15 protein-coding genes and 1 pseudogene are annotated in these 15,895 nt (G+C 41.5%); 10 read left to right on the top strand and 6 right to left on the bottom strand.

From position 1 onward, the window contains the following. Positions 1 to 95: 95 nt before the first annotated feature. Both U5J89_RS14210 and U5J89_RS14205 read right to left on the bottom strand, forming a co-directional pair. Positions 96 to 1,538 carry an aspartate aminotransferase family protein gene (locus U5J89_RS14210; RefSeq protein ID WP_322576307.1) on the bottom strand — a complete coding sequence of 481 codons (1,443 nt, stop codon included), beginning with the start codon at positions 1,536 to 1,538 and terminating at the stop codon, positions 96 to 98. Positions 1,539 to 1,637: 99 nt separating this feature from the next. Next, entirely contained in the window at positions 1,638 to 2,303 is a 666-nt protein-coding gene (locus tag U5J89_RS14205; protein ID WP_322576306.1) for a CPBP family intramembrane glutamic endopeptidase, read from the bottom strand. 117 nt (positions 2,304 to 2,420) lie between these two features. Here U5J89_RS14205 and uvrA point away from each other — a divergent pair. Continuing rightward, positions 2,421 to 5,232: pseudogene (gene uvrA / locus U5J89_RS16095) on the top strand (excinuclease ABC subunit UvrA). A gap of 4 nt (positions 5,233 to 5,236) precedes the next feature. Here uvrA and U5J89_RS14190 read toward each other — a convergent pair. After that, on the bottom strand, positions 5,237 to 5,485 hold the full coding sequence (locus tag U5J89_RS14190) for a hypothetical protein (protein WP_322576303.1): 249 nt from the start codon (positions 5,483 to 5,485) through the stop codon (positions 5,237 to 5,239). Between the two features lie 110 nt (positions 5,486 to 5,595). Here U5J89_RS14190 and U5J89_RS14185 point away from each other — a divergent pair, with 110 nt between their 5' ends. Together U5J89_RS14185 and U5J89_RS14180 are read left to right on the top strand one after the other, a co-directional pair. Further along, complete coding sequence (locus U5J89_RS14185; RefSeq protein ID WP_322576302.1) at positions 5,596 to 7,152, top strand: hypothetical protein; 1,557 nt, start codon at positions 5,596 to 5,598, stop codon at positions 7,150 to 7,152. A 24-nt stretch (positions 7,153 to 7,176) separates the two neighbouring features. After that, a complete protein-coding gene (locus U5J89_RS14180; protein ID WP_322576301.1) occupies positions 7,177 to 7,938 on the top strand; it encodes an ABC transporter ATP-binding protein in 762 nt (253 codons plus the stop codon). Between the two features lie 6 nt (positions 7,939 to 7,944). Here U5J89_RS14180 and U5J89_RS14175 read toward each other — a convergent pair whose 3' ends face one another. Beyond that, the gene (locus U5J89_RS14175; RefSeq protein WP_322576300.1) at positions 7,945 to 8,598 is read right to left on the bottom strand and encodes a hypothetical protein; all 654 of its coding nucleotides are present in this window, start codon (positions 8,596 to 8,598) and stop codon (positions 7,945 to 7,947) included. A 613-nt stretch (positions 8,599 to 9,211) separates the two neighbouring features. On the opposite strand from U5J89_RS14175, the gene U5J89_RS14170 reads away from it, so the two are divergent. The 3 genes from U5J89_RS14170 (at position 9,212) to U5J89_RS14160 (ending at position 10,565) form a co-directional block, all read left to right on the top strand. Beyond that, positions 9,212 to 9,862, top strand: coding sequence for a peroxiredoxin (locus U5J89_RS14170; protein ID WP_322576299.1), 651 nt, complete (start codon positions 9,212 to 9,214; stop codon positions 9,860 to 9,862). 174 nt (positions 9,863 to 10,036) lie between these two features. Continuing rightward, positions 10,037 to 10,414 carry a ferritin gene (locus tag U5J89_RS14165; protein ID WP_322576298.1) on the top strand — a complete coding sequence of 126 codons (378 nt, stop codon included), beginning with the start codon at positions 10,037 to 10,039 and terminating at the stop codon, positions 10,412 to 10,414. After that, positions 10,356 to 10,565: a hypothetical protein gene (locus U5J89_RS14160; RefSeq protein ID WP_322576297.1), complete on the top strand. Its 210-nt coding sequence runs from the start codon at positions 10,356 to 10,358 to the stop codon at positions 10,563 to 10,565. The genes U5J89_RS14165 and U5J89_RS14160 overlap by 59 nt, the downstream gene beginning before the upstream one ends. Before the next feature lie 114 nt (positions 10,566 to 10,679). Here the strand turns inward: U5J89_RS14160 and U5J89_RS14155 are convergent, their stop codons facing one another. Together U5J89_RS14155 and U5J89_RS14150 are read right to left on the bottom strand one after the other, a co-directional pair. After that, positions 10,680 to 11,945, bottom strand: coding sequence for an NAD(P)/FAD-dependent oxidoreductase (locus U5J89_RS14155; protein ID WP_322576296.1), 1,266 nt, complete (start codon positions 11,943 to 11,945; stop codon positions 10,680 to 10,682). Between the two features lie 325 nt (positions 11,946 to 12,270). Further along, positions 12,271 to 13,020 carry a ZIP family metal transporter gene (locus tag U5J89_RS14150; RefSeq protein ID WP_322576295.1) on the bottom strand — a complete coding sequence of 250 codons (750 nt, stop codon included), beginning with the start codon at positions 13,018 to 13,020 and terminating at the stop codon, positions 12,271 to 12,273. Positions 13,021 to 13,225: 205 nt separating this feature from the next. Here U5J89_RS14150 and U5J89_RS14145 point away from each other — a divergent pair, with 205 nt between their 5' ends. The 4 genes from U5J89_RS14145 (at position 13,226) to U5J89_RS16090 (ending at position 15,750) form a co-directional block, all read left to right on the top strand. Beyond that, positions 13,226 to 13,693 carry a rhodanese-like domain-containing protein gene (locus U5J89_RS14145; protein ID WP_322576294.1) on the top strand — a complete coding sequence of 156 codons (468 nt, stop codon included), beginning with the start codon at positions 13,226 to 13,228 and terminating at the stop codon, positions 13,691 to 13,693. A gap of 164 nt (positions 13,694 to 13,857) precedes the next feature. Next, positions 13,858 to 14,094 (top strand): amphi-Trp domain-containing protein, encoded by a 237-nt coding sequence (locus U5J89_RS14140; RefSeq protein ID WP_322576293.1) that lies wholly within the window; start codon positions 13,858 to 13,860, stop codon positions 14,092 to 14,094. A 536-nt stretch (positions 14,095 to 14,630) separates the two neighbouring features. Next, entirely contained in the window at positions 14,631 to 15,455 is an 825-nt protein-coding gene (locus U5J89_RS14135) for an ion transporter (RefSeq protein ID WP_322576292.1), read from the top strand. A 64-nt stretch (positions 15,456 to 15,519) separates the two neighbouring features. Next, positions 15,520 to 15,750, top strand: a complete 231-nt coding sequence (locus U5J89_RS16090) for a cation transporting ATPase C-terminal domain-containing protein (protein WP_416208541.1) — start codon at positions 15,520 to 15,522, stop codon at positions 15,748 to 15,750. Positions 15,751 to 15,895 lie beyond the last annotated feature (145 nt).

The following is a 15,895-nucleotide window of genomic DNA, read 5'->3' as shown; positions in this document are numbered from 1 at the left end:
ACTTCCCGAATAACCCTTCCTAAACTATTGATATTAATATAATTACGGATAATATAAACTGATTTTTATTAAATTCTACTATTTGCTCTCCCTTTTCAAACCCTCTTTTTCTCCAACTTGCTGCCAATTTCCAAAACCACCTTTTTTAGCAGTTGTATATCCTCCTTCTTGGTACGGGGATTGATAAAGCAAACCCGAAGTGCGGTTTTCCCATTTATTTTTGTCCCCGTTAGAAACACACGCCCATCCGACTCAATTTCCTTTATAATTTGATCATTCACCCTGTTTATGGCCGACTCTTCCATCCCCCCGGGATTATATCGAAAACAAACAATCGATAACGAAACCGGGGCCATAAGTTCCAGTTTTTCATCCGACTCCACGAGTTTCGACAAATACTTTGCCTTATTTATATCGGAAGCTATTTCCTCGCGCAACCGTGTGGCACCAAATGCCTTAATCGTCATCCAAACTTTTAACGCCTTGAACTCTTTTGTAAGCGGAAGGTTGTATTCCATTAAATCGGTACGGGCCCCGGTTTGCTCATCAGATTTTAGATAATCGGGAATAGTGCTGAATGTTTTGCGCAAATGATCGGGATTCTTAACCAAAGCCCCGCCCGCTTCGAATGGTACATATAACCACTTATGGGGATTCACAACAACCGAATCTGCTTTCTCAATCCCGGAAAACAACTCACTTTTTCCCTCAACTTTAGCAGCCGGACCTCCATAAGCTGCATCCACATGGTACCACAAGTCGTAACGCTGGCAAATATCAGCGACGGCATCCAAATCATCAACAGCACCCGTGTTGGTCGTCCCTGCAACGGCAATAGCACAAATAGGTTGAAGACCTGCATTTTTATCGGTCCGAATTTGTTCTTCCAGCTGATCGAGATCAATTCGAAACTCATCATCAACCGGAATCTTACGCAGATACTTCTTGCCCAATCCCAACATATCCATCGCCTTGTCGAAACTGGAGTGTCCCTCCTCCGAAACATAAACGGTCATCGGCTGAGAGCCGTAGATGCCCTCCTCCGAGATATCAATCGGTGCTTTAATTTTACGCGCCACGGCCAGGCAGTTAAAGTTTGCGACCGACCCACCGCTGAGCAACACCCCGGCACTGCTGGTCGGGTAGCCGATAAATTCTGCCACCCAACGCATCACCAGTCTTTCCAGTTCGGTACTCACCGGTGATGAGTGCCACTTTAGATTATTCTGATTAATTGACGCCTTGATCATTTCCGCCAGTACCGCCACTTGATTTCCACCGCCCGTAATGTATCCGAAATAACGCGGTCCGGCACTATTCGTAATGGTGCTTAAGACCTTCTCACCGACTTCATCCAGCAGGGAACCAATATTTTGCGGATCATCAGGTAAAGGCTCATCCAGAAGCTTTTGTACCTCAGCAGGACTTTTCCCGGCAAAAACCTTTGATTTGCTATGTTCCTGGTAGTGTGATGTGACCAGTTTACCCGCTTCATCAATCCAACGCTTAAACTGTTTTGGCGATACATCAAGACTCATTATCTGCTATTTTTATATTGCTAGATTTGATATGATGTAGGTGAATATAGCTCTCTTCTACAGCAACTTCACCACTGACAATACAATCATCTAAAAAGATTAAAATCCCTCATAAAAGTACCTCCCCAGTCCCAGAGTAAAAATCAGCCAGCCGTAAATAACATGCTCCATCGCAACCCAAAACAGAGATTGCGTTCGTTTGTAGGTCATACCAAACAATATGCCTCCGCCAAAACTGAGTGCTACTGCCAACCAGTTTCCATATACAATGTGTAAAAAGGAAAATGCCAAAGCACTCAACAGAATATCGCTGTTCTTGAAATAGAAAAAATCTTTGTATCGGTGAAAAAAGAACGTGCGATAGATAAATTCCTGTGGCAGGGCCGAAAAAAATGGATATAACACCATCACAAGCATCCATATCCAGGGCCGTTCAAGTGGGAAGGCGAATAAATCTTCTGGATGTAACAGCCACGCTAACCCCAACAATCCCGGTGCAATAATTAGCAAACGAAGTAAAATTGTTTTACTAATCTGATCGTCATCAGATCTGCGAAACAGTCCTCGTCCAAATGTAGGATCATGCCAAAGCATATAACCACAATACACCGCAACTAATACAAGCAACACCAACTTTGGCAGAAAATTTGCTTCCAGATATTCCACTAACGGCAATCCGATAAAAAGGACAATCCCTTCCAATATAAGTAGCCATGAAACTGATGAAGTCGGAACCTCTTTTTTATCACTTTCTCCGGTCATCATAAGCGAACGTATTTATAATCTGACTTGTTTTAGTTAATTGTTTAAATGGATTAAAACCTCACTTTTTGCCATAAAATTCGTACCTTTACCCGTTTATAAAAACGCAAAAATAATTGAATGTCTCAGACCGAAACGATCTCCGATAAAGACCAATCACAAACCGACGAAGATCGCCCCATTATTGTCAAAGGGGCTCGTGTTCATAATCTTAAAGATATAGATGTAGAAATTCCCCGAAACAAGATGACGGTAGTTACCGGCGTCAGCGGATCGGGTAAATCGAGCCTGGCTTTTGATACCATCTACGCCGAAGGGCAGCGCCGTTATGTGGAGAGCCTTTCCAGCTACGCACGACAATTTCTGGAACGCATGGACAAACCCGATGTAGACTTCATGCAGGGTATTTCTCCGGCTATGGCCATCCAGCAGAAGACTACGTCTTCAAATCCGCGCTCTACCGTAGGTACCACCACTGAAATTTACGACTACATGCGGCTCCTTTATGCGCGTATTGGCCATACAATCTCCCCAAAATCGGGCAAAGAGGTCAAAAAAGACACTACCAAGACAGCCATAGAAGAACTGCACAATCAGTTTGATGAAGGTACAAAATTTTATGTGTTGTTTTCCATTCCCGAGCATAAGGAAAAGAGGCTGGAAGATGAGCTCCGCGTTCTAAAAGAAAAAGGCTATCCGCGACTACTGCATATCGACGACGAAAGTATTTTAGATCTCACTACCGATGATGTAGATCCCGATGACATCAATCCCAAAAATTATCGGGTACTGGTTGATCGCCTTATTTTAAAAGATGACGATGACACGCGTACCCGTATCGCCGGATCACTGGAAACAGCTTTTCAGGAAGGCAGTGGACGCTGCTCAGTAAAAATTCGCGATGGCAAAGAGCTTAATTTCAGTGAGCGTTTTGAACGTGATGGCATGGAGTTTACCGAGCCTAAGCCACAGATGTTTTCATTTAACAACCCGTTTGGGGCCTGTGATAAATGTGAGGGGTTTGGCAAAGTTTCGGGCATCGATGAAGATTTAGTGATTCCTGATCCCGAAGAGACTATTCGCAACGGGGCCATTGCTCCCTACAGCGGTGAAAAATTTAGCAAACATCTGCGCGATCTTATCAAAGTTTCGGCGCGATACAGCCTGCCTATTGATACCCCCTACCAAGAACTCGACGATGAAGTCAAAGAGATCATCTGGGAAGGCAAAGATGAATATATTGGCATTCGCCCATTTTTTGAGGAGGTGAAAAGTCAATCCTACAAAGTACATATGCGCGTATTCTATTCGCGCTATCGGGGATATAGCCGCTGTCCCTGATTGTAAAGGCTATCGCGTGCGAAAAGATGCCCTGTATGTGAAAATAAACGACAAACATATCGGGGAAGTAGCCGAAATGACCATCGGCCACGCCCGGGACTTTTTTGAGAACCTGGAGCTATCAGAGTTCGAAAAAGAAGTAGCCGAACAGGTACTCTTTGAGATCCGTAAGCGGCTCAAATATCTCGATGAAGTCGGTCTCAGTTATCTTACGCTAAACCGCTTGGCCAAAACCCTAAGCGGCGGTGAAGCACAGCGCATCAGCCTTGCAAATTCCCTGGGCAGCTCACTCATTGGTAGTCTGTATGTGTTGGACGAGCCCACTATTGGATTGCATCCCCGCGACAACGATCGCCTGATCAACATTTTAAAATCGCTGCGTGATATCGGAAATACCGTATTGGTTGTTGAACACGATCCCGAAATGATTAAAGCGGCCGACAATATTATTGATATTGGTCCCTTTGCAGGCGTGCACGGCGGTGAGGTGGTCTTCAGCGGATCATACGATAACCTGCTTGAAGCCAACACCCTAACCGGAAAATATCTCAGCGGTCGCAAAGAAATCCCCGTACCTGAAAAGCGTCGCAAAGGAAGTGGAAAAACAATTACGCTTAAGGGGGCAATGGAGAACAACCTTAAGAGTCTGGATGTAGACTTTCCACTCGAGAAACTGATCTGTGTGACCGGCGTCAGCGGATCGGGGAAATCCACCCTGGTACACGATACGCTATATGCGGCTATACAAAATCAGATGGGGACCTATAATGATGAAATTGGTAAACACCGAAAAGTTACCGGCACCAATTATATCGATTCGGTAGAAATGGTCGATCAATCTCCAATTGGCCGATCCTCGCGCTCTAATCCCGCTACCTATACCAAAGCATTCGATGGCATTCGAGATCTTTTTGCTAATACGCGTCAATCCAAAATAATGGGTTACGAACCGGGTCACTTTTCATTTAACGTGCCCGGCGGGCGTTGTGAAGCCTGTCAGGGCGAAGGCATCCAGAAAATCGAGATGCAATTTATGGCAGATATTGAGCTGACCTGCGAAGAGTGCGGCGGCAAGCGGTATCGCAAAGACGTGCTACAGGTTAAATATCGCGGCAAAAATATCCACGATGTGCTGAACATGTCGGTATCCGAGGCAATCGAATTTTTTGTGGATGAGGAACGCATCACCAATAAACTGCAAACGCTTGAAGATGTGGGACTCGGCTATCTTAAACTCGGTCAAAGTGCGCCTACGCTTTCAGGCGGTGAAGCACAGCGTGTGAAATTGGCAAAATTCTTGAGTAAATCAGCCGGCGACAGTACGCTGTATTTCTTTGATGAACCCACGACGGGACTCCATTTTGAAGATATCGCCAAGCTGCTTGACTCCTTCAATGAGCTCGTAAATAACGGACATACCGTTATCATCATCGAGCACAATTTAGACGTAATTAAATGTGCCGACCATATCATTGATATCGGTCCGGAAGGTGGTTTTGCCGGTGGACAGATTGTAGCGACCGGTACCCCCGAAGAGATTGCTGAAGTTGAGGAAAGTTACACCGGTCAGTATTTACAAGAGGTACTGTAAACGCTTATTGATCTATCGGTACAATTTGTCCGGTAGGCGTTATTTTTTCGCGGGGGCCCGGCTCTTCCTGAGGAAACTTATCAATAGACACATCGGGATCACGATCGTTAGGTACGTAATGCACATGAGAGCCATGCGATACAGCCGTATATGGCTTAGGATTGAAATACCCGAGTGCATCGGCCAAGGCCAACGATGCCAGCACAATTACCACGGCGATAAAAATATATTTGAACGTATTCTTTGAGGTCATATCATCACTTGCTTCAGGATTTAAAACAGCATTATAAAGATAATATTGTCAGCTTGATTCCCGAAATGCTATTTTGAACATTAAAGAACTGCTGAATTTACCTGTGTATCATGCTGCGTAAACTTATATATCTCAACTGGTCTGCGTTTTTAAACAGACTCACCAGCTTCCAGACCTTTCTGGTAGTAGGATATATTATTTTCCTGCTGATCCTATTCTCCAATCTTCTCGGTTCGGCCCTGGTTATTGTTTTATTTGATCAAAATCCCATTGTCACTAACCAGCTGCCCTGGCTTACCGCTGAAATTCACCAGCTTATCACTCTCATTTTTGCCAACGTTCTGTGGATTCTCCATTTCTCCTTTACCAGCACCCGGCTCCTTAATATGGAGGAAAATAGAAAGCTATTAGCCTATGGATATCCCGTTAAAAAGTTGAGCTGGTACCTCAATCTGATGGGCTTTTTCCACCCGCTCAACCTTATCTACAATTTCACCTGGCTGGTTTTTTTGCTGATGCAGATTGAAAACCTGATGTATATCCCGGTTGTTATTACCGTTGTGCTGTTAAATTATGCGGTTATCTATTCCATTAAGCATCGATTTCTCAAAATTGTTGAAAAACGCTTCAAAATTATTGTCTTTAGCGCACTATTCCTGATTTTCGGCACTATTCAGGCCATTGCCATCATCTCGCGTCGGTTTGAACAAATTATTGCCCATTACCTGCCAAGCATAGATATCATCAACAGCTACCTGTTTTATACTCCCGGCGGGCTTCTGCAGTACACGGCTACCGGTACCTACAACCTTCCCACGGCATCAGCTATTTATGGATTCAGTGCACTGCTCATCTTCCTGATTTTTCGCGATCACTTTTTCAAAACAAGAGAAGGGCTTCAAAAACCGGTTAGGGAACGGAAAATTTTCAAACGTAATAAGCGATGGTACTATCTCAAAAAATGGCTGGGACTTAATGCCGGCAAGTTTTATCACTACGTATTATCTCACTCATACAACCGCTTGCAACTATTAACCATCGCGCTTATTCCTGCTGTGTATATTCCTCTTCTGCTACAGCTGGGCAACAGTTATTACAGCGCCCTGCTCATCCCCACTATGCTGGCAGCCATCCCCGTAGCACTACTTGCCATGGGCATGGCCAACATGTTTGGATATGAAAACAAAGAATTCTTGCTCCATAAGCAGTTTCCCGTCTCGTTTGAAAAGCAGCTCAAAGAGCGCTTTTTAGGGATTATCGTGGTCCCATTACTCATATTTTATCTGATTACCACCGCTGAAATTATTTACTTGCCACAATTGGGGTCAGTTGTTGAAATCTATGTTGCCAATACCTTCTTTTTTGTTTGCTTTACGCTCGTATTTCTTTGGGCCTCTTTTTATTACTACAAAAAAGTCAACTATTCCTCCTTTAGCTTCAAGCATCCCATAATTTCCCAGAAAGTTACTTTTATGATGATGTTCCTGATTTTTGGACTCGGCTATGCCGTTTTTGCACCCCTTGGAGAATACCAGATTTATCGACTTTGGGTGATGGGAGGATTAATCATTGCTATCGGAATTTACCTGTGGCGCGACATGGATCTGTTAGTCCGTGCCTTTAATAACCATATACTAGATAAAGTTTGGGCCGATTCCGGTCATTAAGTTTAACACTCTACTGTTGCAACTATGGATCAAGCGATAAAAATTTCCGGCCTTCAAAAATCATATGGTAGTACCTTTGTACTTGCCGATTTTGAACTTTCAGTTCCGGAAGGAAATATTTTCGGGCTCATCGGTCCCAATGGTGCCGGCAAAAGTACACTAATTGGCATATTAACGGGTCTGCTCGATTATGATGAAGGGGAAATCATCATCAACGGACACGAGCTTAACGAGCAAAATGAGCTCCTGATTAAACAAGAAGTGGCCTCGGTACTTCAGCCGCCCCTGCTTTTCGAGCACTTCACCAGCCACGATTTCCTGCACTACATTTGTGATATCTATGAGGTTGATCCCAAAACACGGCAGCAAAAAATGGATTCTCTGCTGGAATACTTAGGACTTACTGAATTTGAGCATGCCAAAATTAACAAGCTATCCGCTGGTAGCCGCAAAAAACTATCCTTCTGTGCAGCTATCATAAGTGATCCTAAAGTCCTGTTTTTAGATGAACCTTTTGAAAGTATCGATGTTATTTCAATTGGCCGAATGAAAACCATCCTCAACCACCTGCAACAAAAGGGAGTTACCATTATCATCACCAGTCATATCTTAGAGATTGTAGAAAACCTATGTGATGATATTGCCATCCTCCACAATCAAAAAATTATTGCCTATCTCGATTCTGAAACGCGTAAAGAATTGCAAAAAGATGCAACTCTCAGCGAAATATTTGAAAGCTATGTCGAGATCGAGCAACCTAAAAATGACATATTAAATTGGCTTTAATCAAAACTAGAATCCCAGCAAATTCCAGTAGTTGAGCTGCCAAATCATCGTCACCGAAAGCAAAAATAATAAGCTGTACCACAGGCGGCTCCAAACGCCACTCTCGCTTTTTTGCCAAATCTTATAGGTGTAGTAACCCATAGCAACGGTCAAAACCAACGAAAAGAGCGGTAGAGCAAATGCCACCTTAAGTGAGGTGGATAAGCCATAAACGATAGCATCCAAATTACCGCTACTTAACAGAATGCCAACCCAAGCAAAAAATACCAAAACAATGAAAGCGTTGCTCCAAGCTGTTGCCTTCTTTTCAAAACTTATTGGCGCATTTGCGGCTTTTGCCGGCTCATATTTTCTGCGAACTCCATACGCCAGCGGCCAGTAGATAAGCGTCAGCAAAAAAGCAGCGCCCGCAAAACCGAAAAGCGTAAAATGTAATTTCTGACTCGAAATAAAAGGCACTTTCTCAAATGCCATAATCGGCAGATCGTCACGGAACATATGTGTGATTTCTCCGGAATCATTTTCTTCAAAGGCAAGTACATCAGAACTTTCAGTATTTCTGAACGTGAGGGAATCTACGGGAAACCAGAAATTCGCTTTGCCATCATTCATTGTCTTTAAGGTGTCTTCCTCGGTTACATCTACGGAGCTAGATCCCAATAGGGCCATTATGTAGGTAAACCGCTCATGCGGGTAGCGATTTGCACGGTAATTTCCCGCAAAACGACCGAGCTCCTCCCGGCTCTGTTAAAGGAGATAAAAAAACCGAGATCGTGCTCCGGAAACAGCGCCATCGAGGAATGAAACCAAAACGTATCGCCACCGTGACCGATAATTTATATCCCATTTTGACTCATATCTATAAAAGAACCTTGTTTAACAATACTTTTTAACCTGTAAAAAACCGATTATTCAAGAATATTAGAAAAATACACCCTTTTTTAATGGATGACTCCATATATCCCCTTTATTGTTTTTTCAAGTATAAAGGAGTGATGTTTATCCGTTTAATCATAATTTATTTACAAATAAATTATGAACGCTACAACATAATATTATTAAATCCATTTTGCTGATAATCAAAGTGAGACTGGCATTCAACCAAAAACTTGGTTATAAAACAAATCCTTTTGATCCTTTCAGAGCAGGCTTAACGTGGAATTATAGTATTTAAGATATGGTTATCATAATTAGAGCTTTGAAAAACAGAAGTGAAACAAAAGAGCAGTTTTGCAAAGGCCTCTTAATAATCAGTTAATAAATATTAAATACAATGGAAGAACAAAAAGGAATGCCATTATTAGGCGATATGTTTCCTGAAATGGAAGTAAGCACGACGCACGGACCGAAAAAATTACCCGATGACTATAAGGGAAAATGGTGGGTACTTTTCAGCCATCCCGGTGACTTTACCCCGGTATGTACTACTGAATTTGTCGCTTTTGCAAACAGAGCAGAACAATTTAAAGAGCTGAACACAGAGCTAATAGGACTTTCCGTAGATCAGGTATTCTCTCACATTAAATGGACGGAGTGGATTAAAGAAAATCTCGAAGTTGAGATCCCATTTCCCATTATAGGGGATGAGATGGGGCGAGTTGCCAAGCGTTTTGGAATGATTGCTCCTGAGAAAGGTACAAATACTGTTCGAGCGGTTTTTATTATTGATCCGGAAGGACGCATCAGGCTCTCTATCTACTATCCACAAGAAATTGGACGACAGGTGGATGAAGTGCTGCGTGCACTCAAGGCATTACAGATGCATGAGAAAGAAAACGTTGCACTGCCTGAAAACTGGCCTAATAACGAACTCATAAAAGATCGCGTGATCATACCACCTGCAGCAACGGAAAAAGAAGCTGCAGAACGTCGGGGGAAAAAAGATTGCTACGACTGGTGGTTTTGCCACAAGGAGATGAAGTAAAGGAATACCCCAAAAAGAAAAATGCCGGATTGCCATCCGCAGTTTGGCATTTTTCTATATTTTATAAATCAACGCACTGGCAAATAAAACTGCTACATCATGTGAATTAGCAGGCTTAACAGCAAAGGATTGTCATGTGAAATTTATAAGAAAAATTTAAACACAGATTTTATTATGATTAAAGAAAAAGTCCAAAAAGCAATAAATGAACAAATACAAGCAGAACTCCAATCTGCATACATCTACTTAGGAATGTCGGCATATTTTGAAGAAAATAATTTAGATGGTTTTGCAAACTGGATGAAAGTTCAGTGGGAGGAAGAGATTCAGCACGCCATGTACTTTTACGATCATGTACTACGCCGAGGCGGCCATGTAGAACTACTCAATATAGATCCACCTAAACTGGATATAAAAAGTCCGAAACATGCTTTTGAACAAGCACTTGAACACGAGCAGTATATAACGGGCAGAATTAACGAACCTCTACGAATTGGCTCAGGAAGAAAAGGACAATCCATTTCAAACTTTACTGCACTGGTTTATCGATGAACAAGTAGAGGAAGAAGAAAACACGGATCGAATCAGACAGCAGCTTGAAATGGTTGGAGATGATCATACCGGATTGTTTATGCTGGATAAGGAGATGGGACAACGTCAGGCAGCTCAAAACAATGCCGGCAATGAAGGTGGTCAGACCTGAACAAAATTAATCATCTCACATTACATAAGCTCAAAAACCACGGACACGTTGTAAAGTGTGTGTGGTTTTATTTTTTTGAAAATCTGTTGGAATTAACTGCCAGTTGTTTCAATTTTACAAAAAGGTATGATCACCAATTACTTTACTTAAACCAACACCCCAGTGAGGAACTTTACCACCTAAGGTATAATACATTTTTTTGAAGCCCATTTTAAGCGCATAAGGCGTCACGCCCATTTCCAAATGCGATTCTTTTCCTCCCCACCATTCATCTGTGCGCATATAAAAGCCCTTAATACCACCCATATCGCCCATACATAATAGTTCAAATTCCATCGGTTCAATCTCACCCTCAACCACACCCAGCTCTTTCGATAAGGTATTGGTCAATACTTCAGCTTCCATGTGACCTATCGAACCAATTTTGGGTACAGTAATTGAAGCAGCATCACCTACTGCAAAAATGTTTTGATAATCCGGATTACGCATATACAGATCAGTAATGACAAAACCCTGATCATCTGTGAATGGCAGCTCTTTCAGAAAATCATGGGCCTGCCAATCGGGAAAAATAATAGCTACCTCAGTTTCCTGTGATGATCCATCATTGAATTCAATTCCGTCTTTATGAATCTTTTTTATCCCACGAGTATTTGCCTGGTAATTATATCCCTGTTTATCCATCATAGGCAGTAACTCATCGAGTATGGTTTCACCTGCATCTTCTGCAATAACCTCAGCAGGAGTTGATAAATAAATGGTGGATTCTTCGCCTTTTTTATTTTCTTTTAACCAATGGGCCATGGAGAAAGCTAATTCAACAGGTGGCCCTTCACATGCGGTTTCTGCTACTGGCAATCCTTCGGGAAGCTTATCACTCTTTCCCTGATGAAACAGATCTGAAGTGATGCCGATAGGTCCACCCTTATATTCTTTATGTAAATAATTTCTTAAGCGATTACCCAGGTAAATATCTGTAACACTATGGCCATGTTCACTAAATCCATCAATGGCATCATAGGCCAAACGGTTACCCAATGCTACAATTAAATAATCGTATTGTATTTCACGAACCGGATGACCGGGTCTTTCATTAGGTTTATAAAATACGGTATCGATTTCAGGATCAATATCTTTTACTTCAGCCTGAATAAAAGTACTTCCATCATCCTCCAAAAATGACATGAATTGATAATTCAAATCTATACCAGGATTTTTGTTTTCCAATACCTGCATAGGAATATTCGGCACAAACGTAAGTAATGATTTACGGTCAATAATGGTAATTTCTGCTTTATCTTTCACCGCGTCGTGGATATATCTTGCGGTTGTAAGTCCTGCAAAATTGCACCCGAGGATAACGATATGTGGTTTTGACATAATCTTTTATTTTTTATTTCTCTGCTTCCCAATTAATGGTATCGCAACCTTATTTACATCGACGGATCGAAGTGCTAATAGGGCTCGCTTAACTTCGCCCATATTTTAGCACACTTCACCATGTAAAACTTGATTGAATGAATTACCAAAAGTATGAATAACAAGATTTTAAGTGGGAGTATTTATCTTTCCACCTAACTTACTTTACCATATAAATTTACGACACGCAAATTTATATTTACACTGATAGTGCCATTCCTCGAATACGACTAGCTTTTCCTCTTTTTAATATCTCCAAACTATACCCCAGTGGATATTGTAGGTATCAATGACCAAGTATAACCTGAAAAGCACTCATAGCAAGTACAGCTAAGGTAACCCAAACGCCTACTGATTTAGCTTTACATTGTTCAAGAGCTTCCGGTACTAAATCGGCAAATACCATCCAGATCATGGCACCGGCGGCTAAACCGAGACCGAGTGGAAGATATTGTTTAAAGGTTTCAACAAAAAGAAAGGCAGGTATAGCCATCAACGGTTGGGGTAAACTCGAAAAAATACTCCACCAAACTGCCTTAAGTGGAGAGGTGCCCTGTGGAACCATTACCAAACTGATGGCAAGTCCTTCGGGAATGTTATGGACGGCAATGGCAATGGCTATGAATACACCAAATTCCAGGGTGCTGGCGAAAGAAACCCCGACACTAATCCCCTCTGCAAAGGAATGAACCGTCATAATTCCAAGAAACATAAGCATTTGTTTCCGACTTCCGCTAATCAAATCTTTTACATCAGTATCACCGCGACTTTCCATCCATTTTTGTGATACCGCTACAAGTATTAAACCGGCAAGCATACCACCAATAGTCATCCATTCACTGGCATTATACCCTTCTCTGATCAGACTAAAACTTGCAGCAAGCATTAGTCCGGCAGCTGCGGCGTTTGACCTGCCTAAAAGCGAGGGTGAAATATTTTTAATAAAGAAAAAAGGCACAGCTCCCAAACCAGTTGTTACCGCGGTTAAAAGAGCATATAAAAAGACTTTTGTAATTGGTAACGAAAGTATTTCCATAACAGTAAATTATTGTAATAATATAAAGAGACTGGTACCAGTTTTTTTAAATACCTATCCAAATGCTTCGTTGTTTATTTTAGAATCTAAACCATGTAATTCTTTTTTCATAAAGATCCATCATCTCTTCATCAAGAATTGTTAATTTGGAATAATACCATTAATTCGTAATCCCTTAAATTCACTATTTAACAAAATCTCTACCATGAAAAAGCTTACAAAGCTAATCCTTAATTTAACTATAGTCACCTTCATTATGGGTATATCAACAACACCTCTTTCAGCTCAATCCACACTGGACAACTACATTACCTCTTTTGATTATGAGGCCAGAAAAGAGATGAAGGTAAGTAGTGAAGAAATTGTGAACTTACTTATATCCGGCGACGCCATTCTTCTTGATATCCGGTTTGAAGAGGAGCAACAGTCATGGGCGATGCCTTATGCCATGGCGATGCCATTGCCGAAAATTCCCGGTCGTATTGAGGAATTAGACAAAAGTAAAACCATCGTGGCGGCATGTCCGCATAGAGATCGGGCTATCATTGCTATGATGTATTTGAAAAGCAAAGGTTTTGATGCAAAATATTTAAATGAAGGGCTGCTTGGATTGGCTGAATATTTGAGAGGTGACCGGGCCCGTGAGTTTATTAAAGAATTAGACAATAAGTAATACAGATCATAAATTGCAGTTCAACCGGCGAATAAGTTCTCAGCAGTGATGAACTAAGGGTAATAGAAGAGTGTTTTCATTATACAACAGTATAAGCAGAAATAGGTCATTTCGCCGATCTGTATTCTGCCTGAATAACGTACTAACAATAAAATCACTGAATCATGTCTGACAAAAAAGATATCTATCGCCTGGAAGAAGAACAAAGCCTCGAACAGATTGCCGATTATTTTGAAAAACTGGCTTCTGATCTGAGAAACGGACATATTACGTTCGGTGATGGTACCAGTATTAAATTGCCGGAAACCCTTACTCTTGATATTGATGTTGATGAAAAGCACAAAGAGGACATCATCTCGACTAATGCTGAGTTTGAGCTAAAATGGGTCGAGGAAAAATAGGACGGCACTAATTCCTACCACCAAGCCTCTATTTTTAGACCCATTTTTGTGGTCTTTACGTTTAAAATACGTCTGTAAAATATTCTTTCTTAAATACATTTTAGCACCCTTTATTTGTCATAATATAAAGGGTGCTAAATGACATAAACTACTTTCACCTATTGAGATTTAGCTTTTTAGGTCATATATCACTCTTCCAGTTGTAATCCAATAATAACAGTAATGATCACAATTACAGTTAGTTCCCAATTCATCCCCCGCTGTGGGGCCCAGATAGCCTGAAGCGGAGCAAGTTGTTACTACCACGAGTGTGATAGCTGCAACTTATTTAATTTACAGAATTTGCTTGGAAAATTGAGGGTAATTAAAATTTAGACCCGTTTATGTTCGCAGTAGCCGTTTACGGCTGTCTTATCCTTAACAAATGCTTTTTTGCTTAGTCCTCCATGTCATGCATTATAAACTACAAGTTCTTTGCTGGTAATTACTATTTTAAATCGTAACATTAGCTCATGTTATGTTAATTTTTTTTACTTATGGAGACTAATAATCAATTGAGCTTAAAGCACCGACTGCACAAAATCATTTTTGAGGCCGATACCCCGAGCGGCAAAGCGTTTGACGTAATTCTTATCCTCAGCATTGTTATCAGCGTATTGGTGGTAATGCTCGACAGCGTCTCAAGCTATCATGCAGCCTACGGCCACTGGTTCTACAGTATCGAGTGGTTTTTCACCATACTATTTACCTTCGAATATGTACTTCGAATAATAACGGTAGAGAGGGCCAAGGGGTATATTATTAGTTTTTACGGGATCGTAGACTTGCTCTCCTTTTTACCTACTTATTTTATTTTATTAATTCCCGGCAGCCAATTCTTTCTGGTAATTCGTATACTCAGAATTTTACGGATCTTTCGGGTACTCAAATTTACTAAATACATTATCCAGGCCGATCAGCTTCGAGAGGCATTGGCCTCATCCCGCCAAAAAATTATAATTTTTATGTACACCGTCGTGACCATAACCGTAATTGTCGGCTCGCTTATGTACGTCATTGAAGGTGCCGAAAATGGATTTACCAGTATCCCCAAAGGTATATACTGGGCTATTGTTACGTTAACTACAGTAGGCTATGGTGATATTTCTCCGCAGACAAATTTGGGACAGATGGTTTCAGCAATGATTATGATTATGGGATATGGCATTATTGCGGTACCCACCGGAATTTTTACTGCTGAACTGAGTCGCGTTAAGCAGGGGAAACAGACGACCGAGGTCTGTCCCTACTGTTCAAAAGAAGGGCATGATGCCGATGCAGAATATTGCAAGTATTGTGGTGGCAAGCTGAATCCCGAATAAAGATCTCAAGTGGTCTTTGCCGTCCAACATGTTGGAACCGGGAAATCGATTTCTTTAAAACGAAATCACAAATAACGGATATGTAGCCGGGGCAATTCTGCTCTGTATCGTTCTGCTGCTTGCCGCCGTCTATCTGCCTGGATTATCCGATGTACTTAACACGCAAGATCCCGGACGATCTGGCTGGGCGCTATTGCCTGGTATGAGCCTCGCTCCTTTTGTAATCGGACAATTAATCCGGGCATTCCAATCAAAATATGCAGGTACTGCAGAAGAGGGTGAAAGCGAGTCCTGATCGTAAAATATATCACTTACTCTTAGCATTCTTTTAGACAATTCTTTTTTTGAAATTGTTATTTCAACATTTATTTCTTGGGGTTCATCCGTTCTATTTTCAATTTCATTTGGGTTCATTTTTGTGGCAATAGCTGCCTACAGTA

The sequence above is a fragment of the Fodinibius sp. genome (assembly GCF_034521915.1).
Taxonomy (GTDB): domain Bacteria; phylum Bacteroidota; class Rhodothermia; order Balneolales; family Balneolaceae; genus Fodinibius.
Note: the sequence above shows the minus strand (reverse complement) of the source record. Positions and strands in the feature narration are given on the sequence as shown.